Raw genomic sequence first — 22903 nt, 5'->3', positions numbered from 1 at the left:
TCGCAGAAAATGTCGGCTCCGCCGTTACTTCGCGGGCTCAAGGGCTCGACCAACTGCGCACACGTTTGGCGACCGCATCCACAGCCAAGGAAGTTGCTGATCTGACCGCGCGGTTGCAACTGGAATCTGCCGCCATGCAAAATGACCAGCTGCGCTTGCAAGCGATTGCTCTGCAGCAACAAGCACAGGAACGCGCTCGCGCTGCCGAGGGCCAAGCTGCCTTGGCACAAAAGCTCGATGAAGCAAGCCGTTACTACCGGGGGCAATGACCATGCGGGCTGCACCCCTGACGATCCTGATGTTGCTCGCGGGGTGCGGCGCGTCCGAGACTTCTGGCGGAGCGGACACCAATATCCGTGCCAGAACTTGGCAATATTATGCTGCAAACCCCGCCGAGATTGCCCCGATGCAAGAAACTTGTCGGCGATGGGCAGGCTCGAATACCCCTGCGAGCGCGCAGCCTGCGGTGGTCACGACCAACTGCCGCGCAGCGACATTCGCCAAATCACAGCTCCAGCTGACCAGATAGTAACAAACCAAAAGGACTCAGTGCCGATATGGATTTCAGCGATCATGTTTTTACCACGATGTTTGAGGCGCTTAACTCTGCCTTAGGCGCGATCGTTGGTAAATATGCTGCTATCATCGGTATTGTATCGCCTGCGCTGCGGATCGGCATAGTGATCTACATTTCGTTGCTGGGTTACGCCATTATGCGCGGGGCTGTGCAATATCCCTTCCGTGAATATGCCTATCGCGGCTGCCAGCTCGCGTTTCTCTATTTTGCCGTCACATCGCTTTACGGAACACAAATAGGCATGTTTGCGCTTGGCGGCCTGCCGAGCCAATTCGCAACGGCTCTTGGCGGCGCGGATGTTGGCGGCCTTGGCGGCCTTTATGACAAGCTGGCAGGCACTGGCTTTGAAACTGCCAACACTATGCGCAAGATCGCGGCGAATTATCAGGAAACTCAAGGCACGCTTCCCGATATTGGCTATGCTGTCTTTTCAGGCTTTCTGGTGGTGATGGTGATCGTCGCCACGCTGCTTTGTGCCGCTATCGGCTTTGTCATCAGCGCGTTTGGACTGTTTGCACTGGCTTTGTTATCGGTGGTCGGCCCGCTCTTTGTCGCGGCACTTCTGTTCGAGTCCACGCGCGGCTATTTCTTTGCCTGGCTGGGTGCGTGCATCAACTATCTGATGCTGATCGTCTTCGCGCTCGTTTTGACGCTGTTTCTTACCCAGACCGGCGAAGCAATCATCGCCACTATTTCAGAAAATGACGAAATCGGCATGGCCGCAATCAAAGCTCTGGCCTTCTATGCGCTCGGCTTTTTCTTCTTCCTACAGATCCCGATGCTGGCGGCTTCACTTGGCGGCGGCGGCCCCGCCCTCGCAAATCAGTTCGCATCGGCAATCGCAGCAGCTGGTGGGTTTGTGATCGGACGCGGTGCGACCGGTACGCAGGCCACAAGCCGCGCCATCGCACAGGGCGTCTCGCGCGGGATGGCAAGAATGCGAACATCAGGCTGGGTCAGTCGCGGAACAAATTGAGGAGCAAATAATGCATAAACAAATCATCGTTGTGATTGCCGCTTTGGCGATCTCTATGCCTGCCAGCCCGGTTACCGCTGCGCCAAAGTCGCCCAAGCTGTCCAAGTGCGATGGGAAAAAGCGCAGACCGGCCAACCCTTATGGCTCGATATTGCCGACCGTCAATCCCGAGACTGGCACGTCAACGCCTGCAGGGCAGCCGTCTGGTAGTGAACCGGGCGAAGAACCGAAACGTGAAGGTGTTGAAGTATTTCCGAGCAAATCATCTACGCTCCCAAAACCAGCAACACGGCCCAGCACCAAGGCCCAAACCATAGTCCCACCTATCAGCAGCGCGCAGCCAAAGCGCGTGTATCAAAGTTGCTGAGCGATGGCTGGCGGCGTCACCGATAGAGATGATCTCAAAGCCTATTTTGCGGAAAGCGCAAGCTGGGACCGCGACCGCTTTGTTGCAGCGCGGCGTTCAAAACGGTTCGCTTGGATAGTTGCTGCGATTGCCAGCGGACTTGCGATTACCGGCGTGGCTGCTGTTGCAATGCTGACGCCGCTTAAAACCGTCGCGCCCTACGTTATCACTGTCGATAAGGCGACCGGCGCGAGTGAGATCACCGCGCAGATGTCGGGCGATAACCAGATTACATATAATGAGGCGGTCGCCAAATATTTTCTCGCCGATTACGTCCGCAACCGCGAGGGCTGGATACCGCAGGCTCGCAAGGAGTTCTTTGAGGGCGTGCTGGCGATGTCATCACGCGAAGAACAGGCGCGCTGGACGGCATTTTATAGCAAAGATAATGCCAGCTCACCGCAGAATGTCTTCACCGACCTCGATACAATATTCATCGCGGTCAAATCAGTCACGTTCGTTTCCGAAAAAGTCGCGCAAATACGCTTCACCAAATCGCTCCAGCAAGGGTCGCGCGTCACTGACACGCAGGCGATTGCAACGGTGACTTACGACACCACGGACACACCAACTACCGAGCAGCAAAGGTTCAAAAATCCGCTGGGGCTGGAAGTGCAAACCTACCGCGCCGATCTGGAGGTCACACCATGAAAAATCTGAGAAACTTCACTCTATTGGCGCTGCTGCTTAACGGTTCGCCAATATTGGCTGGTGAAACCCCGCAGCCAACGGCGCAAGACAACCGAATCCGCGAAGTTATCTTTGACGAAAATCAGGTTTTCCGTATTGTCGGCGTTTTCCGGTCTGCAACACAGATTGTATTTTCGCCGGGCGAACGCGTCGAGCATGTTGCGCTCGGAGACACGATATCCTGGGAAGTGGCTCCCGCTGAAAATTCCTTGTTCATCAAGCCGCGCGAACGAGCCGGGCCAACCAATCTGATCGTCATCACGCGTTCAAATACAGGAAACCGAACCTATACATTCGAGCTCAGCGCGCGCCGGGGCTCGATTGGCGAACGAACCACTGATACCTTCTTTAAGGTAGCCTTCCGCTATCCGCGCGAAGAGGCAGCGGCGGCGCAAGCTGCTGCTACCCAAGCGGCTTACACGCAGGCAGTAGCGCTCCAATCAGGCGCAATCCGCTCAGCGCTTGATCTTGGCGTTATCGAAGGCACCCGTAATCTCAAATACAGCGTTCAGGGATCATCGGAAATCCAGCCTTCCGAAATTACTGACAACGGACAATTTACCGCCCTGCGTTTTCCGAACCAGCGCGAATTACCCGCAATATTTGCAATCAATCCTGACGGCACGGAGAGCATTGTCCCGTTCGATGTTCGCGATGAATTTGTGGTTGTCCACGGCGTGTTTGCGCAGCTTCGCTTGCGGCGCGGTAAAAAGGTGCTGTGCATTTTCAATGACGCACCCGATTTTTATGGACGCGACCCCAAGACCGGCACGGCCTCAAGCATTGTCGAGCGAACAGATGACGGGGAGTCAAATTGATGACCGATACCACTCAGCCAGAACCGGCCTCAAACCGTCCTACGATTGATCAAACACCCGGTCCCGACGAGATTGACCGCAGCCCGGCGGGCGAACGTGGCAGCAAAATGCCGTCGATCCCCGGTACAACTATGGACCCGAAAAAGATGATCGGCTTCGCCGCCGCCGCTGGCGCTTTGATGTTTACCGTACTGGCGCTTGGAACCGGGCTGACTGGCAATTCAGAATTGCCGCCCGTAAAACCCAAACCAGCGCTCGAAGCTGCAGATTATGATCCGGCAACGGTTATTGCCCCGACGCTTGCAGAAGCTGGAACCGATCCCAACGCACCTATTCCATTGGGGGAACCCGTTGTTCCGGCTATTGGCGAGCAGCCCTTACCCCAGCAAGGCCAAGGTCCGACCCCGGTGCAACAACGGCAGCAATCGCCAGCGGAAGCACTGCGCGAAGCTGCGCGCCGGTCAACGCTTATTGCCTATGGCGGTGAGCGCGCCGGTGGAGCCAGTGCAGCGAACTATAATGCAGTTAGTAGCGGAGCCAGCACCGGAGAAGCTTCGCCCCGCCAATCCACCAATCTTGATACGCTCCGGCGCGCGTCGGTTATCGGGCAGGCGCAAGCACGTCCGCTTCCCGACCGAAATTTCCTGATTACGGCGGGAAGCTTCATTCCATGTGTCCTGCAAACCGCGATGGATTCTAGTCAGCCGGGATATGTGAGCTGTATTGTCCCGCGCAATGTCTATTCCGACAATGGCCGGGTCGTGCTTCTGGAAAAAGGCACGAAAATCTTCGGCGAATATCAAGGCGGCCTCAATCGGGGACAATACCGCCTGTTCGTCCTTTGGACACGCGCAGTGACACCGCGCGGCATTGCGATTGATGTGGGCTCGCCGGCAACCGACGCGCTTGGTCGCGGCGGTGTAGACGGTAAAGTCGAGAATTTTTTCTGGAAACGATTTGGCACCGCTCTGCTTTTCAGTCTCGTTGAAGATGCGGCCACAGTTGGAGCAGAAGCGGTCGGTAACAATGGATCGAACACAACCCGTGTTCCATCTGACGCAGCCTCCACCGTTTTGCAGCAAAATGGCGATATCAAGCCGGTCCTGCGCAAAAATCAGGGTGAGGACGTTGGAATAACCGTCGCACAGGACTTCGACTTCTCGACCGTTTACGGCCTTGCGCTTAAATAATGGCCGCGCCGGGCAAAAACACCGCTGTTCTGGACAGCGTGACCCAGCCTCTAGCTAAATACCTAATTGATGAGAGCGTCACCGAACTGGTCATCAACCTTCCCGGTGAGGTCGGCATTGAGCGGGGCGGACGCTGGACATGGGAAAACGAGCCTTCGCTAGATTTCAAAACGCTGATGGCGCTGGCAACTGCTGCAGCCGCCTATACCGCGCAGGACATCACCCGCGAAAATCCGATAGTTTCAACCATCTTTCCAAGCGGTGAGCGGGTGCAAATCATTGTCCCGCCAGTTGTCCCTGACGAAACGGTCTCAATCACCATTCGCAAGCCATCATCCGTATCAATGACACTGGACGATTTCGAGGCAGCGGGCTTGTTCAAGGACACTCGGATTGCTGAAAAAAAGGTCAGCCAGCATGAGTTAGACTTACTCACACTGCTGCGCGCAGGTCATCATGTCGAATTCTTCGATGCTGCGGTCAAAGCAAAGCTGAACATTCTCATCTCGGGTGCAACCGGCTCTGGAAAAACCACATTTTCCAAGGGATTGATTCAACTCATCCCTTCCGAAGAACGGCTCCTAACTATCGAAGACACACGCGAATTGGTCGTTCCCCAGAAGAATGTCGTGCACATGCTCTATGCGAAGGACGGGCAAGGCACCGCCAATGTCACGGCCAAGCATTTGCTGGAAAGCGCGCTCCGGATGCGACCTGACCGCATTTTGCTTCAGGAATTACGCGATGGAACAGCCTTCTTTTACCTGCGCAACGTCAATTCAGGTCACCCAGGATCGATCACCACCATCCATGCAGATTCCGCCGAACTGGCATTCGAGCAGCTGACTTTGCTAGTCAAGGAAAGCGAAGGCGGCTCTGATCTTGCGCGAGACGATATTCGGGCGCTGCTAAAAATGCTCGTGGATTGCGTCGTGCAAATCAAAAAGACAGACGGCAAATTTCGGGTAACGGAGATCTATTATGACCCAGAAGGCAGGCACGCCGCCTGACGGCGGGGCAGCGAGATTACTCATCGGAATCCTGTTCGGGCTGTTCATTGCACTCGCTATAGCCAGTATGATCGGGTGGTTGATTCTGGGCCTGCCCGTTACCGCCTATGATCCGCTCAAAATACCGCAATTCGTGTGGTATTATCGCGGCGATCCGCAAGTTGTTCGAGCGATGGCGGGCGGCTTGATTGGCGGGGGCCTGCTTCTGATTGGCCTGATTTATGCGCTTTGGGCGCGCGGTGCACCGCTTCACGGAGCGGCACGTTTTGCCCGTGAGAGCGAGATAAAACGCCAGGGCTTTCGTAGCAGTGCGGGAATCATTCTCGGCCGCAAGGGGGGTCGTTTCCTGACCTTTGGCGGGAGCGAGCATGTTATCGTCGAAGCTCCGACCCGCTCGGGTAAAGGCATCGGTATTGTCATTCCCAACCTGCTGACATGGCAAGGCTCTGTTGTCGTCCTTGATGTAAAACGCGAAAATTACGATGCGAGCGCTGGGTTCCGCGCTCATTACGGCCAAGCCGTTTATTTGTTCAACCCGACCGACCGCGAAGGCCGCACTGCTCGTTACAATCCACTGGCCTATATCGACCGTAATAACCCGGATGATGTCATCATCGAATTGCAAAAGATCGCAACAATGTTGTTTGTAGCGCCGGATCACGGCGAAGCCTTTTGGTCTAACGGCGCGCGAACCGGATTTGCAGGCGTCGGTGCATGGATTGCAGAAACCAGCGACGAGCCGCTAACAATGGGCGCGATCTATCGCCACCTGAACCAAGGCGATGCGCGGGGCTTTTTCCAAAAGGAACTGAACAATCCCAGTCTAAAGCTGTCCATCGGATGCCGCACGGCGCTGGCCGATTTTGCTGGTGGTTCCGACAATAGCTTTGCTGACGTCAAGAAAACGATCACAAACGTCCTCGGTCTTTGGCTCAACCCCTTGGTTGATGCCGCAACCGCCGCAAGCGACTTTGATCTTCGCCAGCTTCGCAAACGTCCTATCTCGATCTACCTTGGTGTATCGCCCGATGAACTGGACCGCATAGCCCCGCTCTACAATCTCTTGTTCCAGCAGCTTATTGACCTCAACGTGCGAGAACTACCGGGTGAGACCACGCCGATACCAGTGCTGGTCATCCTTGATGAATTTGCCCGGCTTGGCCGCGCTTCGGTAATTGCCAGTGCCTTTTCCTATGTTGCGGGTTACGGGATCAGGCTCCTTCCCGTCATCCAATCCCGCTCGCAATTGCGCGGCGTTTATGGCGAGCATGTCGCTGACGAAATCGTCGCCAATTGCGGCGTTGAAGTCGCCTTCACTCCCAAGGAACTGCGCGTCGCCAACGATCTATCAGAGCGCATTGGCTATGTGGGACAGGACAGCGTTACCAAGTCGCTCACCATAAACGGATTACTGGCCAACCGCTCGAAGTCTATTTCAGAACAGCGCCGCGCACTGATGCTACCGCAGGAACTGATGCAATTTTCAGCCGATAAGCTGATTTTGCTTCGCGGCGGCATCCCGCCGATTATCGGCACAAAAATTACTTATTTCAGCAGCCGCTTCTTCAAGCGCCGCGCCTTCCCGCCTCCTGAAGTGCCGCTCGTCGCCAAACGGAAGCAAATCAGCGATCCTCAAGCACCGTTCCGGGACATGACCGACGATGAATTGGCCGGACACGACACAAGGGCAATGAACCAAGAAGATATCCTGACCGAAGATTGTCCAAGCTTATACGTCGATACGAGGACGGTGGATCACAATGGAAATGTAACCGGAACAGTGGAAGAAGGAGACGAAAATGGCCGATAAACTCGAAGGTGACTCTTCGTCCGAACGAGGCAGTGCTTCGAAATCAAAAGCTCGGCGATCAAAATTAACGCCTGACCAAACCACGCCGAAAAAGCCAAAGCGTAAATCCGAAAAACCCACGATTACCGATGATCTGACTGGCAGATTCCTGCGTGTAGGCAATAAGGTATACAGAACTTCGGATGATAAAAAACCGATAGTCCGCTTGGAACCAGACCGCCTCAAGACCAGCAACATTGATGCTCTACCTGACATATTGCGGATTGCGAAAGCGAACGGGTGGACAGCAGTAAGGATCAACGGCGGTGATAAATTCAAGAAAGCAGCATTCCTTGCCGCTGCCGCGCAAGGTTTGACAGTAGAAAATTACAAACCGTCCAAAATCGTCCGTGCCGAAGCTGAGCGTCTGCAAGCACGGATTGCGGAACGCGAGAAGCGGCGTGAAGGCAAAAAGCCGGTCAGCAAAGTATCGGGTACGGCGGAAGAGACAATAACATTCAAAACCCTTTCTGATCGCTTTCTAAAACAGACGCATGAAGAAAACGCGCGCGACCCCGAACTGCGACGCGCCCAGAGCATTGTAGCCCAAAGCATTTCGATTACGCGCGCGAAATATCCCGATGATCCGGTCAAAGCATCGAAGGAAGTTGAAGCGAAACGTCAGGATGTTGCCCAGCGCATCGCCAGCGGAGATAGTATCGCAGCCATTCAAGTGCGAGCTCAACAAGCACAGCGCGTGCGCGAAATCACTCAAGATCAGGCAATGAAAAAGGACGGCAGGACGCGTTAAAATCGTCTGGGTGAAGCCTCACGCGACTGTTCTGGTTTCTTACGCTCAATACCCAGATTTCGAGCATGATGTGCAGCAAAGATTTCCGGCGTTGCATTCATATCGGGATGCTTATCAAGGAATTTACGAACATCGTCTGCTAAAGCCTGATCCTCGGATTGTCCGGTTGCTCCGAGCGCCGCAGCAGCTTGCCCATAAGCATCGCGTATCTTCTGCCAGCGCGTTTTCCCTTTGGCGATAAACGGTGGAAGATCTGATTGGCCGCGTGCAACAGCAACCGCCTGTTCGTTAGTGCGCCGGTCTGCATCTGTCATTGCCGGGCTCGCCCCGCTTGCCAATCGGGCGCGCAATTTGACGAGCGCTATACTCGACCCGGCAATTCCGCGACCCCGCGCCCGTCTTGGCGTTGCTTCGGCGGCAACACCGCGCGCTCGCAGTTCATGGGCAAATCGCTCACGAAATCGGCTAAGCTGAGCAGGACGCGGATTAAACCTGATCCGATCCAGCCCTTCGGCCTGCACAGTCAAATGAACATGCGGACGCGGCGTATCGGTGTGCAAAGCCAAGACATAATCATGATTGTCGCTTAGCTCGCTGTGGGCGAGCGCACGGACAGCTCCCAACACCTTTTCTGGGTCGGTGCCCGCTGGCATCGAGAACACCAATGAAACCGATGATACCGTTGGCCGCGACCGCCATTTTAGCGTGTCGCTCCATTCTTCTGCGCGCTCGGCAATATCGTCCTTTGAAGTCAGTATCTCTCCATCGCGGCTTTCAATATCCACGATTCCTTTGCGCCCGATATAATCGAGATGGGCTTTGACATGATTGCCGCCGCGTTGACGGCCAGTGACCTTAACCAACACTTCTGGCGAACCGCGAACAATCCGTGCCAGCTTTGCTCTGGCCGTCTTGCCAGTGGCAGCACCGTAACTTCCATAAAGCGGGATATGCACTGATCCGTTAGGATCATGAATATAACGCACCCGATATGCGGGCCGCGTCGCTTCCCATAAAGCCGATTCCAAACCCATTAGTCAGCAACCTTCCAGTAGCTCACATCGCCATGCATGGCATCACCGACGGCTGCTATCTGTTCGGAAATTTCCATCCGCATATCAGCGATCCGTCGAAGGTCGTTTTCGATTTTCTTATCGCCGTCATCCATCATTCGCAGATTGGCAGCCTTCATCGCCTGATTGAGGTTGCGGCCAATACGGAGCAATTGCATCCTGATTGGCGCGAGCTCGTTAAGCAGACCATCATCGACGCGAGATTTCAAAGCAATGTGACGGCGCACCAATGCCTTGATCCAGCCTGACCGATTGGTCGAACGCTGTATCGCACGATATTCGATCACGGCAATCTCGGCATCGGTGAAGCGTAGCGAGACACGATTATGCGCTATTCCTTCGGGGCGATCCAACAAGGGGCGGCCACTCTTCTTCTCCAACAACTGTTCAATCATTTGCCGCAAGATTGCGCTTCTACCGCCCCGCCCTACCGCGAAGTTATCAAGCGCAGAAAGCGTTTCAGCATCTAGCCTTATGCTCAGCATCGCAGGTTTCAGATCGGTATTTGTCGCCATGTAATTGCCTCGTGGAACACGGGCATTGTAATACAACACGCGCCGCTAGGCATATCCTGCAATTAAGACAAATACCCTAAATCCCCCTAAGAAAAGCGCATCCAAAGCGGCTATCTTCATCAAAGATGAAGGCCGCTTTGGATGGGCTTGGGGGTTACGTTTTTGAGTGCGCCTGTGAAGCGGGGCTTCTCATACGAGCCGAAGATCGCCGCACGACTTCGTGCTGGCGGCTGGCGGTCGCGCTCCCCCATTCGGCGATCTCGGCGACGGTGCGACCGCAGCCTGTGCAGACGCTGGCACTATCGTCCAGCGCGCAAATATCTTTGCAAGGAGATGGGGGTCGGCTGGTCATTTACCAACAAAAGCACGATAGCAGACATCTCGCAACGCCGGATTCGACATATTCCGAATGGTCTCTGCTATGTCGCTATCCGACACGAAGCGAACACTTTTACTCATAGAATCGCACGTCTGAAATTGGGTGGGGTTGCCGCCATTTGATTGATCCGATTGAAACGGCAGGTTTTGGGCCGTTTGCGGACTATCCGCTATTTGATGCTGGGTGGTAGAAAGCCGACCTTCGGCTACCGCCCCAGAAGCGGTCATTCGCAGCAGTCATATCCAATGTCTGCTTCGCACCCCAATTTCGGTCATCCAGTCTGCAGCTTTATATGCCTGGAAGCGGACACACAGTCAGGACGTTGTTAGGATTTTTGAGCGGCCTTACTCACTTGGGTTTTCGGATTTAGAATGCTGGAGTTCTCCTTCAGTGCTTCAACCACTGTGTCCGAAACTGCGCGCACCCTTGGCATGTGTCGCATGTCGACATGCACCCCCAACCAGATGTCACGGACCAGTTCCGATTTGGAGTTTCTGAGCCGGACGAGGCTGGGTTCTAAATCCGCTCTGTAGCAAGCAAGGGCTGCGACCCCTGCGCCTGCGAGCGTAGCATGCAATTGCACTTCGCGACTGTTCGATCTGAAGCCAATCGAGGCGCCTGGAAACGCTTCTCGCAGCCACTTGGCTTCTGGAAGGTGGGACTGGTCGTCCAAAACCGTGATGAGTCGCACGTCACCGTGTTCGGCGGGTTCGATCCACTCAGCGGTGGCATATAGTCCCATTGAGACGGCACCGACGCGTCTGGTCGCAACTTCATGCCCTTCGAATCGTGTCATACGAAGTGCTATGTCGGCTTCACGCTTCGACAGGCTGAGTGATCGCGTATCCGGCACCAGTTCTACCACGATGCCCGGGTGCCTTTTTTGAAGGGCAGCAAGTGCCGGAGCGACAATCCGGGCGGCCAGCGTGTCAACTGTTGTCAGCCTTACAACCCCTTCGAGAGCGACGTCCCTTCCGGTGATGGCGCGCTCCGCAGCCAGAACTTCAGCCTCGGCGCGTTCGGCATTGCCAAGCACCGCTTCTCCAGTCGGCGTAAGCGCATATCCGCTTGGGGTGCGTTGCAGCAATCGAGCCCCAATTCGGGCCTCCATAGCTGCAAGACGGCGTCCCATCGTAGGCTGGGTGACGCCCAGTGAGCGCGCCGCTGCCGAAAGCGTCCCCTGTCGCGCAATCGCAAGAAATGTCCGCAAGTCGTCCCAGTCCATGCCCTATTATACGAAAACGCATAGCTGGTAGTCAATCTTGGACAATTTAATGCGTATCCGTATCAGTCTATCTAGTGGGCAACCGATCTGGAGGACTTTATGACCGACACTTATACAATTTCACGAGCCATTGCCCTGTTGCGAGTTACCAGTGGCACGCTCCTGCTGACTCACGGACTGACCAAGCTTCTCGTATTCACCCCTGCCGGAACGGCCGGCTTCTTCGAAAGCATCGGGTTTCCCGGCATCCTCGCTTATCCCGTCATGGCGGGCGAGATTGGGCTGGGCCTTGCGCTGATCGTGGGTTTCATGACCCGCTGGGCCGCACTTGGCGCGCTGGTCATAATGATCGGAGCAATTATACCGCATCTTTCCAGCGGCTTTAGTTTCTCGAATCCGGGAGGTGGCTGGGAATATCCGGTGTTCTGGGCAGTGACCTTGCTAGCGCAGTCAATGCTCGGCGACGGTGCCTACGCGATCGGTAATCCGTTCGCAGAGAAGGCCTGAAGCCATGCTTCGCCCCCTTTTCCTTTCGCATGGGGCTCCGACGCTTCCACTCGAGGACGTAGCAGCCCGCTACTTCCTCGAGGGGTTGGCGTCCACCATGCCCCGTCCGCGCGCGATACTGGTGGTGTCGGCGCATTGGGAGACGCGCATTTCATCCGTCAATGCTGTCGAGAAGAACGAGACGATCCATGATTTTTCCGGCTTTCCCGATGCGCTCTACCGCCTCTCCTATCCTGCACCCGGTTCCACGGAATTGGCGGAACGCGTAGTCGACCTTCTGGGCGATGCCGGCCTGTCTGCAGCCACCGATAAATCCCGCGGCCTCGACCACGGGGCTTGGGTTCCCTTGATGCTGGCTTGGCCAGAGGCAAACGTTCCCGTCGTGCAGCTTTCGGTGCAAAGCCAGTTGGGGCCGGGACATCATCTCGAAGTCGGACGGGCCATTGCGCCCCTTACTCATGAAGGCGTTCTGATTATCGCCAGCGGCAGCTACACGCATGACCTCTCCAGCTGGCGCGGACAGCAAGCTATGGAAGAGCCCGAATGGGTCACCGATTTTGCGGATTGGTTCGATGCGGCTCTTGTGGAAGACCGAACCTGCGATCTTCTTGCTTACCGGCGCCTCGCTCCGAATGCCCAGCGCAATCACCCGACCGAAGAGCATCTACTACCCCTGTTCGTTGCATTAGGGGCAGCAGGACCAAAGGCGGCTGCCGCAAGGCTTCATACCAGCAACACATACGGTGTCTTACGGATGGATGCCTATGCATTCGGCCAGAATGACGATCAAATCACAAATGAAGGAGTGACATCATGAGCAAAGTTCTCGTGTTATATTATTCGACCTACGGTCACATCGAGACGATGGCCAAAGCAGTCGCGGAAGGTGCCAGAGAAGCAGGCGCGACTGTAGATGTGAAGCGAGTGCCGGAGACGGTCCCGGAAGAGATCGCTCGTGCCAATCATTTCAAACTGGACCAGGATGCATCGATCGCTTCGATCGACGAACTGGAAGGCTACGACGCAATCGTCATTGGCACCGGCACAAGGTTCGGACGGGTATCGTCGCAGATGGCGGCGTTTCTCGACCAGGCCGGTGGTCTCTGGGCGCGCGGTGCATTGAACGGGAAGGTTGGCGCAGCCTTCACTGCCAGCGCGACGCAGCACGGAGGACAAGAAACCACCTTGTTTTCTCTGATCACGAACATGCTGCATTTCGGGATGACTATCGTTGGCCTCGATTATGGGTTTGAAGGCCAATCGGGACATGACAAGGTTCGTGGTGGTGCGCCTTATGGTGCTACTACCATTGCCGGTGGGGATGGCAGCCGCCAACCCGATGAAGATGAGCTTGCCGGTGCCCGGTATCTCGGATCGCGCGTGGCCAAAACCGCCGAAAAACTGTTCGCGTGATCAATTCTCAAGGGGGGCAGGCAGCGTCGCGCCCCCTTATCAAATGTCCCCTTTGGAGAAAGAGCTTGCAGCCGCCACTCATGCGACCGAGGGCTATCACTTGATATACGGATTTGTTCGCGTTTTCCAATGGGCTACGGGAGGACACGGCATTCCCGGAGCGGGGCAAAGAATTTTCTCAAAATGACTTCGACTGTGGTGCGGAAGCAATGACGATTTAGGGAAGAGCATCAAAGTGATATTCGAAAGCAGCATAGCCGTCCTCGACTGGCTTGGCATCGTGGTTTTCACCATAAGCGGCGCTCTGGTTGCTTCACGCAATCAGATGGACGTCATCGGCTTCATCCTGCTGGGCACGGTCACCGGGATCGGCGGCGGAACCATCCGTGATCTCTTGCTGGACAGTCAACCGGTGTTCTGGATGGATCGTCCGGAGTATCTTGGGGTCTGCATAATGGTCTCTGTGTCGGTTTTCTTCATAGCCCATCTCGCTGCCTCCCGGCATCAATGGATATTGTGGTTCGATGCATTGGGGCTCGCGCTCTTCGCGACCGCAGGAGCGGAAAAAGCCAATGCGTTAGGAGAGGACCCACTAGTCTCGATCACTATGGGCGTCATTACAGCGTGCTTTGGGGGGATCATCCGGGACGTTCTCGGAAAAGAAGACTCCATAATCTTTTCTCACGAGATTTACGTGACTGCAGCGGTTCTGGCAGCCTCAACCTATATCATCCTGCATTTGCTGGGCCTTCAGCGTGAAATTGCAATCGGGTTGGCGCTGGCCTGCGGGTTTGGGTTGAGAGCGGGAGCGCTTTGGTGGGGGTGGGCGCTCCCTCGCTACAAAGCCCGGAGCCATGAGGACTGAGCGTTGTCAGCGGTCCGTCGGATGATGCATCTATTTCCGTTCGATTCCGGGTAAAGCTCAAAGGTCAAGAATATAGCTTGCCGCGCATATCCGGAACGAAGTGCTGATGGAACGTCCGGTTCTGAAGTCAAAGTTCCGAAAGAAAATGGCAGAAACCGGTCCATTTCCTGACATAAGAGGCGAAGTCGTCTTGCGTCGGCTTTTAGAGGATACGATCGCCGACGCAGTGAAGCGCGCGCGGGTCGACATGCCGTCGGGCGAAGCCGCAAAATATTGCGCTGAATGCGGCGATGAAATCCCCGAAGCGCGGCGCCGCGTTTTGCCCGCAACCCGAATATGTGTGGTCTGCCAGTCGGCTCGCGATGCGGACCGGACCAATGTGGGCATCAACCGGCACGGGAGCAAGTATAGCCAATTGCGTTAGCCGACGGCCAATGGTTCTCTCTAGTTATAACTCGTCTGGCGAATGTCGGGCAGGGCCCGGAAACTCTCTGTCTGTGCGGCTGCCCAGAAACGGGAATAGGGAGTGGCTTCCGGTGTATCAATCAGCACATTGGCTTTCAGAAACGGATATATACCGTCGATCGAGCTGGACTTGACCGCATTCAGTCGCTCATGCAGATGGTGCGGACGGATTTGCGAGGGGTTTTCCAGACCCATGGAAACGACGATGTCGCGCAAAGCCGCCGCAGTTTCCTTCTGGAACCGGTAAACGCGCTCGGCCTTGTCTTCGACGACCAGGCCGCGCTGCCGTGATGCGCTTTGGGTCGCAATGCCGGTCGGGCAATTACCTGTATGGCATTGCAACGACTGGACGCAGCCCAGAGAAAACATGAAGCCTCGCGCGGAATTCGACCAATCCGCGCCAAGCGCCGCGTTCATCGCTAGGCTCGCCCCGCTGATAACCTTGCCCGATGCTGCGAGCCGGATATCACCGCGCAATCCGGATCCAATGAGCGCGTTATTGACGAGAATAAGGCCTTCCCGGAGAGGCATGCCAACCCGGTCCGACAACTCGACCGGTGCAGCACCGGTCCCGCCTTCGCCGCCGTCAACAACGATGAAATCCAATTTGATGCCGGTTTGCAGCATCGCTTTCATCACCGCAAAAATCTCATGCGGCTGGCCGACGCATAACTTTATACCGATCGGTTTGCCGCCAGAAAGGGCGCGTAGCTGCTGGACGAAATCGAGTAATTCAAGCGGGGTTGTGAATGCTGTATGAGCGGCGGGTGAAATGCAGTCCTCGCCCACAGGAACATCACGCGTTTCCGCGATTTCTGCAGTGACCTTTGCACCGGGAAGCATTCCGCCCTGACCGGGCTTAGCACCCTGACTCAGTTTGATTTCAATCATTTTTATCTGATCGAGAACCGCCGTCTTTGCATATTTATCGGGATCGAAACTACCATCGTTGGTGCGGCATCCGAAATAGCCGCTTCCGATCTCCCAGACAATATCGCCGCCGTGTTTTGAATGATATGAGCTGAAGCCACCTTCACCGGTGTCATGATAAAAGCCACCTTTTTGCGCCCCCAGATTCAGCGTTTCTATCGCCTTTGCGCCGAGCGAACCGAAGCTCATCGCTGAAATATTCAGGATCGCCGCCGAATAGGGCTTCTTGCATTGAGGGCCACCTACATCAACCCGGAATTCCTTTACCGCGCGTTCGTTCGGCATCATCGAATGGCTGAGCCAGTCATATTCTTCGGAATAAACGTTCAATTCCGTGCCGAACGGGTGCGAAGAAATATCCCCCTTGGCGCGGGCATAAACCAGCGCACGATCATTGTGATTAAACGGCCTGCCATCGAGATCGCTTTCGACGATATAGGAGCGCAAATAGGGACGAAGACCTTCAAAAAACCATCGTGTATGGGCGATCACCGGATAGTTGCGGCGCAGCGAGTGCTTTGTCTGCACTGAATCCCAAAGTCCTACCCCGAGAAGGACAACAACGGGAGCCAAAAACCAGACAAGCCATGGGTTCACCGGAAGCAGAAGGCCTAACAGGATTGTCGCCGCAACCAATATTATTGGAACCACGAATCGTATCATTTCTCACTCCAACTATTTCGTTTGAATATTTGCCAACAAACCAACAGATCTCATAATCTGATTCAATCCGGCCGCTTCACCAATTTGCCTGTATCGATGATTTCAAACGTCATTTTGTCAATGTAGCGCACAGACGCGCCGTCCGCAGTCACAATCCTCCGGGCACCCGGATAGCGCCGGACGCCCATGTCGGTATCGACTATTTTGACATGCTGATATTCGATCACTTCGACATAGTCACCGTCTTCGGTGACGCACCGATGGCGGCCAAATTCTCTCTCCACAGCCTCAGTCCTGACCGGTTTCCGTCTGTTCGGGCGGTCTGACGCTAACGATACGCAAGATCCGTTCAACACCGCTTCGGTCGGGCCATGCAATAGTCTCGCCCGATACCATCCCGATCAAGCCTGCTCCCATAGGAGTCAGAATGGAAAGGCGGTCATACCCGATATCCGCATCTTTGGGATATACGAGCTTCAGCATCCGCCGCATGCCGCTGTTCTCGTCGATAAATTCGACCGTGCAGTTCATCGTTACGACATTGGGCGGCATATCTTCTGCGTTATGGAGCTCTGCGCGGCCAAGCTCTTCATAAAGCAGCTCTGCTACTTTTGGATTGCGGGCTTCCAGCGCCATTGCGAAAGCCTCAATCGTGTCGCTCTCGTGATCGATCATATGGATCACCGGACGCATCGCGTCCTGACTGATATTCTTATGTTCCATGCTAAAGGCTCTTTTCAAAACTGTATGGAAAGCAACACAAACAGTGATGCTTTTTATCTCGATATAGATTGTGAAAATCCCGGACCCCGTATTGTCACCTCGTTCTGGCGAGGCGAATAGCGCAGATCCGGGTCAGCTTCCTGCGGCGAGCTGTCCCGAAAGGTGGCGATATCGCCCGAGAGGAATGGTCATAGCCATAAAATTGATATGGTGGAGCAAGACGTTGATGTCAATCCACTGGACTGGTCGCTAGAGAGCGCTAATGAACCAATGCGCTGTGCAGGCCGTAAGCGACGCAGGATTTGGATTGTTCCGCTACCGTAATCGGGACGTCCATCCTGTCCTTCAACGTCTGTCCGATTAGATTGATTGCTGCGCTGCCGCCGGTCAATATAATGCCATTGGAATAAATATCATCACACAGGTCGGGGGCCGTGTCGCCCAAAAGATTAGCCGACATATCGGCGATGGCATCGATATGCTTGCCAACCAGAACCGCAAGCTCCTGAACCAGAATGGACCTGGTCTCCGGAAGGCCCGTAACCATATTCTGTCCTTTGACATGGATCGATCCGGTTGCACCAGCATCCACTATCATCTGCTCGACCAGTTCCAATTTTGTTTGTTCCGCCATATTCTGTCCGATCTGAAACTTGTGCTTGAAATGGAGATAATCGATGATCGACTGGTCCAGACTGTCTCCTCCCTTCCGAATGGCGGCGCGGCCGCAGAGCCCGCCAAGAGAAATGATAACGGCCTCGGTAAGGCCTGCACCGCATTCGATGATCATTGCACCCGTCGGAGCGTCGATATCTATCCCAGCACCTTGTGCGGCTGCGATGGTTTCATCCACCATGGTTACTGAATAAATTCCTGCATCTTTTGCAGCTGTCATCAGGGCATTGCGCTCAGCGCTCGTGGCATCAGTGGGGACGCCGATCGTGGCTATCAAGCGCCCTGGCCGGTGCTTCCCGATACTCGCGAAAATAGCATAATCCAGAAACATCCGCGTCGCGTCTATATCATTCAGGACACCGTAGCTCAGCGGGCGGACAACGCGCAGGCCATTTGTGTCGTGACCGCGCATTCTGACCGCGTTCAGTCCGGCTGCGACCATCTTTTTTCTGCCGGTATCACCAGAAAAACAGCATAAGGTCGGTTCGTCAAAAACAATCCCCTCTGCCGCCGTCATGATGCGCGTGTTTGCCGTGCCCAGGTCAATGGCGATATCGGGTTTCTGTTTTCTGGATAGGAGTTTATACATGTGCCGATTCTAGACTGCATTTGTTCAGCTGTCAGCTTTATTTGCTAACAGACCGAGCGTTCCATATAATGTGCTTGCACACCATAGGTTTCGAGCTTTTTATCCAAATCCGCCGTGCTGATAATTCTGAACTTCTGATGTTTCCAAAAACCTTCTGAGCCTCCGGCAGCTACGAGAGAGACAGATGTTAGTTGCAGAGATCGTGCAAGTTTTGCGATTTCCTCAATGATCGGTCCAGCCATACCATGTCCCCTCACGGATCCCGCCAGCGCCAGATCGTGGATATAATAAGTGTCGTAGCGAGATGGTAAGCATCCGAGAAGATTGTCCAGCGCCGGGGGATCATGCCGTTTCCACGGGTGGCTCAACAAATAGCCTGAGATAATGTCTCCCACTGCGAGTATATAGCAACCCTCCGGAAACAGCTTCTGCTTTTCCAGCAAGACGCTGTCCGATTCGAGAAAGTCTGCATGGATATCGGATGCAAGTTTGGAAACGGCTTTGAGATCGTCGGCAACCATGGGCCGCCAGTGGAACTGGTCATCTGGATGCATTGGTGTAATCTCTCGCTTTGTATGCTGCGAAGACATATTCCGGTCTCCGGCTTGACTAAAAAATTGGCGGCCCTATCTTAAAGGCATGGCTATGATTTTATCATCTCTTTGGCTTGGTAGCATGGAAAAACTGCTAACACTCTAGCCCGCCCCGATCGGAAGACAATCGTCTTCCGCAAACGGGGACCGGCGTCGCTGACGCACAGCGCAGCCCAAGACTTTCGATGGGTCGGCTGCACTCTCAATAACAAAATGTGAAAAGCAATGGCTGCAATTTTTTGCAGGGCTTTTCTCTGGCGTATTGCGCTGACAAACGCGGACTGGTGCAAGCTGGTAGCGGTTGGTCGCGCGCTAAAAGGACTAGAAAATGATACAGGATATAGCAGCTCACAGGATTCACGCTGCGCAGATTTCTTCGCGGACTCCCTCACTTGGAGAAGGCGAATATCGCGCCATTCTTGGCATATTTGCAGTTTCGCTGACCCTCTCTATTATGGCCATGATCCAGTTCGCCATCAACAAGTGAAACAATCGCCGAGGCGGGAAGCTGAAATCCGGAGAGCGATCTCCGATTTATCAAAAGCCTCCGATCCGAAGCTGGAGTTGCTAACAATGAACTACAGAAAAACACGGCCCTATCCGCCCGAACCGATTGGTTCTGCCTGATCCGGAAAATGGCATCGCCATCCGGGTCAGGCGCATATCCGCGTGAGCCCAAGGCTCTTTGATATGAACTTAATCAACAGGATTATAAAATGGCAAAAAAGAATAGAACCGGAAACCGGGAACCGAGAAAACCGAAACAACAAAAGGTGAAAACCAATTCGGATAATAGCGTTTCAGGTGCGCTGAGCAGACAAATGTCGGGTCAACCAAAACCGGCCTAATGCAATTGTTCCACAGGGCACGGGTTGCCAGCCTCCTCCCTCATTTGGCAGCCCGTGCTCGACGGATCAGCATTGTTTTTTCATCAAACTTTCACGGAGGACAATATGTCCAAGTCATTCCTACGTCGGCTGAGAAAAAAGCACGACGTAATTGATCGCAAAATTGCGAAAAAGCAAAAAACGGCGAGTCATGATCCCGCAAAAATGAGCGAGCTCAAGAAATTGAAGCTATCAATAAAGGATCAGATCGCTCGCATCGAAGCGGTGTCTGCCAAACCGGCGGGACCTGCTTTCTAAAAGGAAAAAGTCGGAGCCACGTCGAGTGGCTCCGCTGCCCTATGTAAATATTCAGAAGGAATACGGCCATGATGGCACAAATCGGATACGATTATAAGACGGCGATCCCGGCGCAAACAATATGTGTTCATGCGGCAATCGCCAACTGGGAAAACGAAGGTGGTGCGGTATTGCCGACTATAAAAGCGGCCCAAAACTGGCGGCGCACGTCAAAAGCACCGCCGAAGCGATCGGACAAAACCACACGCAAGAACCATTAGCCACGGCGCGCAAGGTTCTACTCGTCAAACAGCCAAGGAGGCATAGATGCTTATAGAAAATGGTAGTTATATTCTGGCGCTTAACGGCGCGAACATGGCGCTCTACCGCAATCTTGGTAGGGCACTTCATGTCGAACTGGAACTGGTCGAAAAAAAGCGGCGGCATGTTCCCGAGACCGCCGAACTCGGCCGTGACAGGCCTGGACGGTCATTCGAAAGAGTGGGTAGCCGTCGAAGTGGTTACGAAACGACTGACTTGCATAGCCAAGAAGAAGAGCGGTTCATCATGCAATGCGTGAGCCGGCTGGACCCCTTGGTGACTGCGGAGCACAAGCAGGTGATCATATTGGCGCCGCCGGACGCGCTTGGCATCGCGCGCAAGCATTATAGCCCGGCCCTGCGCAAGCTGATCTCGGAAGAAATCTATCGCGATTATTCAGCGCGACCGGCGAAGGACGTTGCTGCCTTTCTGTCGGATTATTGAGTTTACCATGTCAGTCACAATCAATCACATCAAGAAGCGAGGCGTTCCACCATGCCAATTATAAAGTCTCAACACCGTAAAGTTTTAACATTTTCAAATGGTTGGGTTGCAAGCAATATAATGGTAGGACCATTTTCGACGGATGATCTTTCGATTTATGATGGTCCCATTGCGCTGTTCCGAAAGGAGGCCGCTCAAGCTGGGCTCAGCGAAGAGGATCTCGAGAATACCATCGGTCCCGTCCCGGAATTCATCGCACGCGCTTACGCGGACGCTCTTTCCCGCTGGCATGCGAATAGAGGCACCTAAGATCGAAACTCGATCAGAAAAATATATCGTGCAGCCGATGAGTCAAAGTGTCCGCGAGATTCTCACCTCCGTCAAATCCCTTCTAGGTGGCACCGCTGGCTTTACGCTCGGCAATAGCCTTCTCGGCGTGATCCTTCCGCTTCGTATGGAAGCCGCAGGCTATCCTATTTTGCTGACCGGAGCGATCATGGCGGCCTATTACCTAGGTTTGGCGCTCGGCGGATTGCGCGGTAAACATGTAATATTCCGGATCGGGCATATTCGTGCCTTTGCTGCTTTTGCGGCGCTGACCGCGGCAACAATATTGGCTTATGAAGCATTTTTCCATCCGACCGCATGGATGATCCTCAGGATTGTCAACGGCTTCTGTATTGCAGGCATGACAGCCGCAATTGAAAGCTGGCTGAACACCAGAAGCAGTAATCAAACCCGCGGTCGCGTCCTCGGTTTTTACATGTTGACGTTCTATCTTGCGATTGCGGCGGGCCAGACTTTGGTCAACGTCGCCGACGTCGCTGCTCCCGATTTGTTCATGTTGGCAGCATCGTTGGTCGGGCTTTCACTGATCCCCGTCGCACTGACAAGCTTGGGAGAGCCCAATCTCAGCAACAGCCGCGTGCTTAACGTCAGAGAATTATATGCCGCTTCCAAGGTAGGCGTGGTCGGTGCCGGCGTTGCCGGTTTGCTGGTTGGTTCATTCTATGCTCTGGGGGTCGTTTTTGCACGCCAGATCGGTCTGAGCGTATCAGAAGCCGCTTTGTTCATGAGCACCGTCGTATTGGGAGGGCTGGCATTCCAAGTTCCGATGGGCGCATTGGCGGATCGGTTTGACCGGCGCGTCGTCATGTCCGGCGCGTTGCTGGCAATAGGTGTCGCATGGGGCGCACTGGCGGGCTTGCTCGCCTCGGGATTGCCGTTTGTTGCCTTGGTGATTGTAGCGCCGCTGTTCGGAGGAGCTATGAGCAGTGTTTATCCGCTCTGCGTTGCCCAGACCTTCGACCGACTGGAGAACAAATATTATATCGCGGCTTCGGGGCGGTTATTGATGGTCTATTCCATCGGGGCCACGATCGGCCCGTTGCTCGCCGCCACGCTCATGTCAATTTATGGTCCAGGCAGCTTCTTCCTGTTCGAATCTACTGTGGCGATTTTCTATGCGCTGTTTGTGCTTGTCCGAGTCGTGCGGCGTCCAGGCGTGGCTGCGGATCAGAGGGAAAAATACGTGCCGCTTCCCGACGTAACGCCCATCGCAATGGCTCTCGATCCACGCACTGGCCCAGACCGCCAAGACGGAGGCGAGCTCGTTAAAAGATAAGTTTGAGGCAGGCGAGAGATTTGCGATCGGTTTTTCGGTAGCCATTCCAAAATTGTGGTGGCGAATGTTCGTTATGCCCACCCAGGTCTCTGTAAGCGGAACGGCGAGCCTGCATATTCTGTCCGATTTATCGGCAGGTTTCAGGTAATAGAAGATGCGCGCTAAACGACCGCTATTGGGGCGTTGGCCGAAGGTCCACTTTCCACCGCCCAGCATCGAATAGCGGACAGTCCGATACCGGCCCAAAAGCGGTCATTCCCGACGGCGTATCTCAATGACCGCTTGCCACCTAGTTGTTGCCGTTCGAAGTGATTTGACGGAAAATAAAAGCAGCCGGACGGCAATCTCCCCGAAAGCGGACACCAGTCCGTAAGTGACTGGTGTCCGAGCATAGTCATATCTCTGTTTTTTCAGCCAGAGTGAGAGCATCTTCTATGTCGACACCCAAATATCGAACGTAAGCGAGAGCTGTAGGCCGCCTTGCGCGTTGTGCCATTGAAGGGTTGAA

Annotated in this window: 28 protein-coding genes; 20 read left to right on the top strand and 8 right to left on the bottom strand. The window is 54.6% G+C overall.

Features of this window, described 5'->3' with window-relative positions; genetic code table 11:
- From AACZ86_RS15875 to AACZ86_RS15835, 9 genes are all read left to right on the top strand, one after another.
- A partial coding sequence (locus AACZ86_RS15875) for a type IV secretion system protein (protein ID WP_339694427.1) occupies positions 1-269 on the top strand: 269 nt, incomplete at its 5' end.
- A 288-nt stretch (positions 270-557) separates the two neighbouring features.
- Entirely contained in the window at positions 558-1553 is a 996-nt protein-coding gene (locus tag AACZ86_RS15870) for a type IV secretion system protein (RefSeq protein WP_339694424.1), read from the top strand.
- 10 nt (positions 1554-1563) lie between these two features.
- The gene (locus AACZ86_RS15865; RefSeq protein ID WP_339694422.1) at positions 1564-1920 is read left to right on the top strand and encodes a hypothetical protein; all 357 of its coding nucleotides are present in this window, start codon (positions 1564-1566) and stop codon (positions 1918-1920) included.
- 3 nt (positions 1921-1923) lie between these two features.
- Positions 1924-2610, top strand: coding sequence for a type IV secretion system protein (locus tag AACZ86_RS15860; RefSeq protein ID WP_339694420.1), 687 nt, complete (start codon positions 1924-1926; stop codon positions 2608-2610).
- Complete coding sequence (gene virB9 / locus AACZ86_RS15855) at positions 2607-3467, top strand: P-type conjugative transfer protein VirB9 (protein WP_339694417.1); 861 nt, start codon at positions 2607-2609, stop codon at positions 3465-3467. The genes AACZ86_RS15860 and virB9 overlap by 4 nt, the downstream gene beginning before the upstream one ends.
- Positions 3467-4657 (top strand): type IV secretion system protein VirB10, encoded by a 1191-nt coding sequence (gene virB10 / locus AACZ86_RS15850; protein WP_339694415.1) that lies wholly within the window; start codon positions 3467-3469, stop codon positions 4655-4657. Before virB9 ends, virB10 begins: the two co-directional genes overlap by 1 nt.
- Entirely contained in the window at positions 4657-5667 is a 1011-nt protein-coding gene (virB11, locus tag AACZ86_RS15845; protein ID WP_339694412.1) for a P-type DNA transfer ATPase VirB11, read from the top strand. Before virB10 ends, virB11 begins: the two co-directional genes overlap by 1 nt.
- A complete protein-coding gene (locus AACZ86_RS15840) occupies positions 5639-7477 on the top strand; it encodes a type IV secretory system conjugative DNA transfer family protein (protein WP_339694409.1) in 1839 nt (612 codons plus the stop codon). The genes virB11 and AACZ86_RS15840 overlap by 29 nt, the downstream gene beginning before the upstream one ends.
- Entirely contained in the window at positions 7467-8267 is an 801-nt protein-coding gene (locus AACZ86_RS15835) for an LPD7 domain-containing protein (protein WP_335661041.1), read from the top strand. The genes AACZ86_RS15840 and AACZ86_RS15835 overlap by 11 nt, the downstream gene beginning before the upstream one ends.
- Here AACZ86_RS15835 and AACZ86_RS15830 read toward each other — a convergent pair.
- The 3 genes from AACZ86_RS15830 to AACZ86_RS15820 all read right to left on the bottom strand — a co-directional run bounded on the left by AACZ86_RS15830 (position 8264) and on the right by AACZ86_RS15820 (position 11459).
- A complete protein-coding gene (locus AACZ86_RS15830; protein ID WP_339694404.1) occupies positions 8264-9301 on the bottom strand; it encodes a relaxase/mobilization nuclease domain-containing protein in 1038 nt (345 codons plus the stop codon). The two genes, AACZ86_RS15835 and AACZ86_RS15830, sit on opposite strands and share 4 nt — an antisense overlap.
- Complete coding sequence (locus AACZ86_RS15825) at positions 9301-9855, bottom strand: hypothetical protein (RefSeq protein ID WP_339694401.1); 555 nt, start codon at positions 9853-9855, stop codon at positions 9301-9303. Before AACZ86_RS15825 ends, AACZ86_RS15830 begins: the two co-directional genes overlap by 1 nt.
- A gap of 704 nt (positions 9856-10559) precedes the next feature.
- The gene (locus AACZ86_RS15820) at positions 10560-11459 is read right to left on the bottom strand and encodes a LysR family transcriptional regulator (RefSeq protein WP_339694398.1); all 900 of its coding nucleotides are present in this window, start codon (positions 11457-11459) and stop codon (positions 10560-10562) included.
- A gap of 99 nt (positions 11460-11558) precedes the next feature.
- On the opposite strand from AACZ86_RS15820, the gene AACZ86_RS15815 reads away from it, so the two are divergent.
- From AACZ86_RS15815 to AACZ86_RS15795, 5 genes are all read left to right on the top strand, one after another.
- Positions 11559-11966 (top strand): DoxX family protein, encoded by a 408-nt coding sequence (locus AACZ86_RS15815; protein ID WP_339694396.1) that lies wholly within the window; start codon positions 11559-11561, stop codon positions 11964-11966.
- Between the two features lie 97 nt (positions 11967-12063).
- A complete protein-coding gene (locus tag AACZ86_RS15810; RefSeq protein ID WP_339694393.1) occupies positions 12064-12783 on the top strand; it encodes a class III extradiol ring-cleavage dioxygenase in 720 nt (239 codons plus the stop codon).
- A complete protein-coding gene (gene wrbA, locus AACZ86_RS15805; RefSeq protein WP_339694390.1) occupies positions 12780-13379 on the top strand; it encodes an NAD(P)H:quinone oxidoreductase in 600 nt (199 codons plus the stop codon). Before AACZ86_RS15810 ends, wrbA begins: the two co-directional genes overlap by 4 nt.
- A 235-nt stretch (positions 13380-13614) precedes the next feature.
- Positions 13615-14244 (top strand): trimeric intracellular cation channel family protein, encoded by a 630-nt coding sequence (locus AACZ86_RS15800; protein ID WP_339694388.1) that lies wholly within the window; start codon positions 13615-13617, stop codon positions 14242-14244.
- 145 nt (positions 14245-14389) lie between these two features.
- On the top strand, positions 14390-14668 hold the full coding sequence (locus AACZ86_RS15795; protein ID WP_339694386.1) for a TraR/DksA C4-type zinc finger protein: 279 nt from the start codon (positions 14390-14392) through the stop codon (positions 14666-14668).
- A 20-nt stretch (positions 14669-14688) separates the two neighbouring features.
- On the opposite strand, the gene AACZ86_RS15790 is transcribed toward AACZ86_RS15795, so the two are convergent.
- From AACZ86_RS15790 to AACZ86_RS15770, 5 genes are all read right to left on the bottom strand, one after another.
- On the bottom strand, positions 14689-16302 hold the full coding sequence (locus tag AACZ86_RS15790) for an FMN-binding glutamate synthase family protein (RefSeq protein WP_339694383.1): 1614 nt from the start codon (positions 16300-16302) through the stop codon (positions 14689-14691).
- Between the two features lie 62 nt (positions 16303-16364).
- Positions 16365-16586 (bottom strand): hypothetical protein, encoded by a 222-nt coding sequence (locus AACZ86_RS15785; RefSeq protein WP_339694380.1) that lies wholly within the window; start codon positions 16584-16586, stop codon positions 16365-16367.
- A 4-nt stretch (positions 16587-16590) separates the two neighbouring features.
- Positions 16591-17025 carry a nucleoside diphosphate kinase regulator gene (rnk, locus tag AACZ86_RS15780; RefSeq protein ID WP_339694378.1) on the bottom strand — a complete coding sequence of 145 codons (435 nt, stop codon included), beginning with the start codon at positions 17023-17025 and terminating at the stop codon, positions 16591-16593.
- 259 nt (positions 17026-17284) lie between these two features.
- Positions 17285-18289 carry a rod shape-determining protein gene (locus AACZ86_RS15775; protein WP_339694376.1) on the bottom strand — a complete coding sequence of 335 codons (1005 nt, stop codon included), beginning with the start codon at positions 18287-18289 and terminating at the stop codon, positions 17285-17287.
- 44 nt (positions 18290-18333) lie between these two features.
- Positions 18334-18879 (bottom strand): GNAT family N-acetyltransferase, encoded by a 546-nt coding sequence (locus AACZ86_RS15770; protein WP_339694373.1) that lies wholly within the window; start codon positions 18877-18879, stop codon positions 18334-18336.
- A gap of 331 nt (positions 18880-19210) precedes the next feature.
- On the opposite strand from AACZ86_RS15770, the gene AACZ86_RS15765 reads away from it, so the two are divergent.
- The 6 genes from AACZ86_RS15765 (at position 19211) to AACZ86_RS15740 (ending at position 22395) form a co-directional block, all read left to right on the top strand.
- Positions 19211-19369, top strand: coding sequence for a hypothetical protein (locus AACZ86_RS15765; RefSeq protein WP_339694370.1), 159 nt, complete (start codon positions 19211-19213; stop codon positions 19367-19369).
- Positions 19370-19835: 466 nt separating this feature from the next.
- Complete coding sequence (locus tag AACZ86_RS15760) at positions 19836-20027, top strand: YdcH family protein (protein ID WP_339694367.1); 192 nt, start codon at positions 19836-19838, stop codon at positions 20025-20027.
- A gap of 68 nt (positions 20028-20095) precedes the next feature.
- The gene (locus tag AACZ86_RS15755; RefSeq protein ID WP_339694365.1) at positions 20096-20287 is read left to right on the top strand and encodes a hypothetical protein; all 192 of its coding nucleotides are present in this window, start codon (positions 20096-20098) and stop codon (positions 20285-20287) included.
- Positions 20288-20333: 46 nt separating this feature from the next.
- Positions 20334-20771 carry a host attachment protein gene (locus AACZ86_RS15750; RefSeq protein WP_339694363.1) on the top strand — a complete coding sequence of 146 codons (438 nt, stop codon included), beginning with the start codon at positions 20334-20336 and terminating at the stop codon, positions 20769-20771.
- Positions 20772-20891: 120 nt separating this feature from the next.
- Entirely contained in the window at positions 20892-21080 is a 189-nt protein-coding gene (locus tag AACZ86_RS15745) for a hypothetical protein (protein ID WP_339694360.1), read from the top strand.
- Positions 21081-21117: 37 nt separating this feature from the next.
- Positions 21118-22395, top strand: a complete 1278-nt coding sequence (locus AACZ86_RS15740) for an MFS transporter (RefSeq protein WP_339694357.1) — start codon at positions 21118-21120, stop codon at positions 22393-22395.
- Positions 22396-22903: the final 508 nt, after the last annotated feature.

It is taken from the genome of uncultured Parasphingorhabdus sp., assembly GCF_963975735.1.
In the GTDB taxonomy this organism is placed as follows: Bacteria; Pseudomonadota; Alphaproteobacteria; order Sphingomonadales; family Sphingomonadaceae; genus Parasphingorhabdus.
This window is presented reverse-complemented; position numbering and strand designations above follow the sequence as displayed.

Coding starts and splice junctions, on each gene's coding strand:
- AACZ86_RS15870 (WP_339694424.1), top strand. CDS start 558: ATGGATTTCAGCGATCATGTTTTTACCACGATGTTTGAGGCGCTTAAC.
- AACZ86_RS15865 (WP_339694422.1), top strand. CDS start 1,564: ATGCATAAACAAATCATCGTTGTGATTGCCGCTTTGGCGATCTCTATG.
- AACZ86_RS15860 (WP_339694420.1), top strand. CDS start 1,924: ATGGCTGGCGGCGTCACCGATAGAGATGATCTCAAAGCCTATTTTGCG.
- virB9 (WP_339694417.1), top strand. CDS start 2,607: ATGAAAAATCTGAGAAACTTCACTCTATTGGCGCTGCTGCTTAACGGT.
- virB10 (WP_339694415.1), top strand. CDS start 3,467: ATGACCGATACCACTCAGCCAGAACCGGCCTCAAACCGTCCTACGATT.
- virB11 (WP_339694412.1), top strand. CDS start 4,657: ATGGCCGCGCCGGGCAAAAACACCGCTGTTCTGGACAGCGTGACCCAG.
- AACZ86_RS15840 (WP_339694409.1), top strand. CDS start 5,639: ATGACCCAGAAGGCAGGCACGCCGCCTGACGGCGGGGCAGCGAGATTA.
- AACZ86_RS15835 (WP_335661041.1), top strand. CDS start 7,467: ATGGCCGATAAACTCGAAGGTGACTCTTCGTCCGAACGAGGCAGTGCT.
- AACZ86_RS15830 (WP_339694404.1), bottom strand. CDS start 9,301: ATGGGTTTGGAATCGGCTTTATGGGAAGCGACGCGGCCCGCATATCGG.
- AACZ86_RS15825 (WP_339694401.1), bottom strand. CDS start 9,855: ATGGCGACAAATACCGATCTGAAACCTGCGATGCTGAGCATAAGGCTA.
- AACZ86_RS15820 (WP_339694398.1), bottom strand. CDS start 11,459: ATGGACTGGGACGACTTGCGGACATTTCTTGCGATTGCGCGACAGGGG.
- AACZ86_RS15815 (WP_339694396.1), top strand. CDS start 11,559: ATGACCGACACTTATACAATTTCACGAGCCATTGCCCTGTTGCGAGTT.
- AACZ86_RS15810 (WP_339694393.1), top strand. CDS start 12,064: ATGCCCCGTCCGCGCGCGATACTGGTGGTGTCGGCGCATTGGGAGACG.
- wrbA (WP_339694390.1), top strand. CDS start 12,780: ATGAGCAAAGTTCTCGTGTTATATTATTCGACCTACGGTCACATCGAG.
- AACZ86_RS15795 (WP_339694386.1), top strand. CDS start 14,390: ATGGCAGAAACCGGTCCATTTCCTGACATAAGAGGCGAAGTCGTCTTG.
- AACZ86_RS15790 (WP_339694383.1), bottom strand. CDS start 16,302: ATGATACGATTCGTGGTTCCAATAATATTGGTTGCGGCGACAATCCTG.
- rnk (WP_339694378.1), bottom strand. CDS start 17,025: ATGGAACATAAGAATATCAGTCAGGACGCGATGCGTCCGGTGATCCAT.
- AACZ86_RS15775 (WP_339694376.1), bottom strand. CDS start 18,289: ATGTATAAACTCCTATCCAGAAAACAGAAACCCGATATCGCCATTGAC.
- AACZ86_RS15770 (WP_339694373.1), bottom strand. CDS start 18,879: ATGTCTTCGCAGCATACAAAGCGAGAGATTACACCAATGCATCCAGAT.
- AACZ86_RS15765 (WP_339694370.1), top strand. CDS start 19,211: ATGATACAGGATATAGCAGCTCACAGGATTCACGCTGCGCAGATTTCT.
- AACZ86_RS15760 (WP_339694367.1), top strand. CDS start 19,836: ATGTCCAAGTCATTCCTACGTCGGCTGAGAAAAAAGCACGACGTAATT.
- AACZ86_RS15755 (WP_339694365.1), top strand. CDS start 20,096: ATGATGGCACAAATCGGATACGATTATAAGACGGCGATCCCGGCGCAA.
- AACZ86_RS15750 (WP_339694363.1), top strand. CDS start 20,334: ATGCTTATAGAAAATGGTAGTTATATTCTGGCGCTTAACGGCGCGAAC.
- AACZ86_RS15745 (WP_339694360.1), top strand. CDS start 20,892: ATGGTAGGACCATTTTCGACGGATGATCTTTCGATTTATGATGGTCCC.
- AACZ86_RS15740 (WP_339694357.1), top strand. CDS start 21,118: ATGAGTCAAAGTGTCCGCGAGATTCTCACCTCCGTCAAATCCCTTCTA.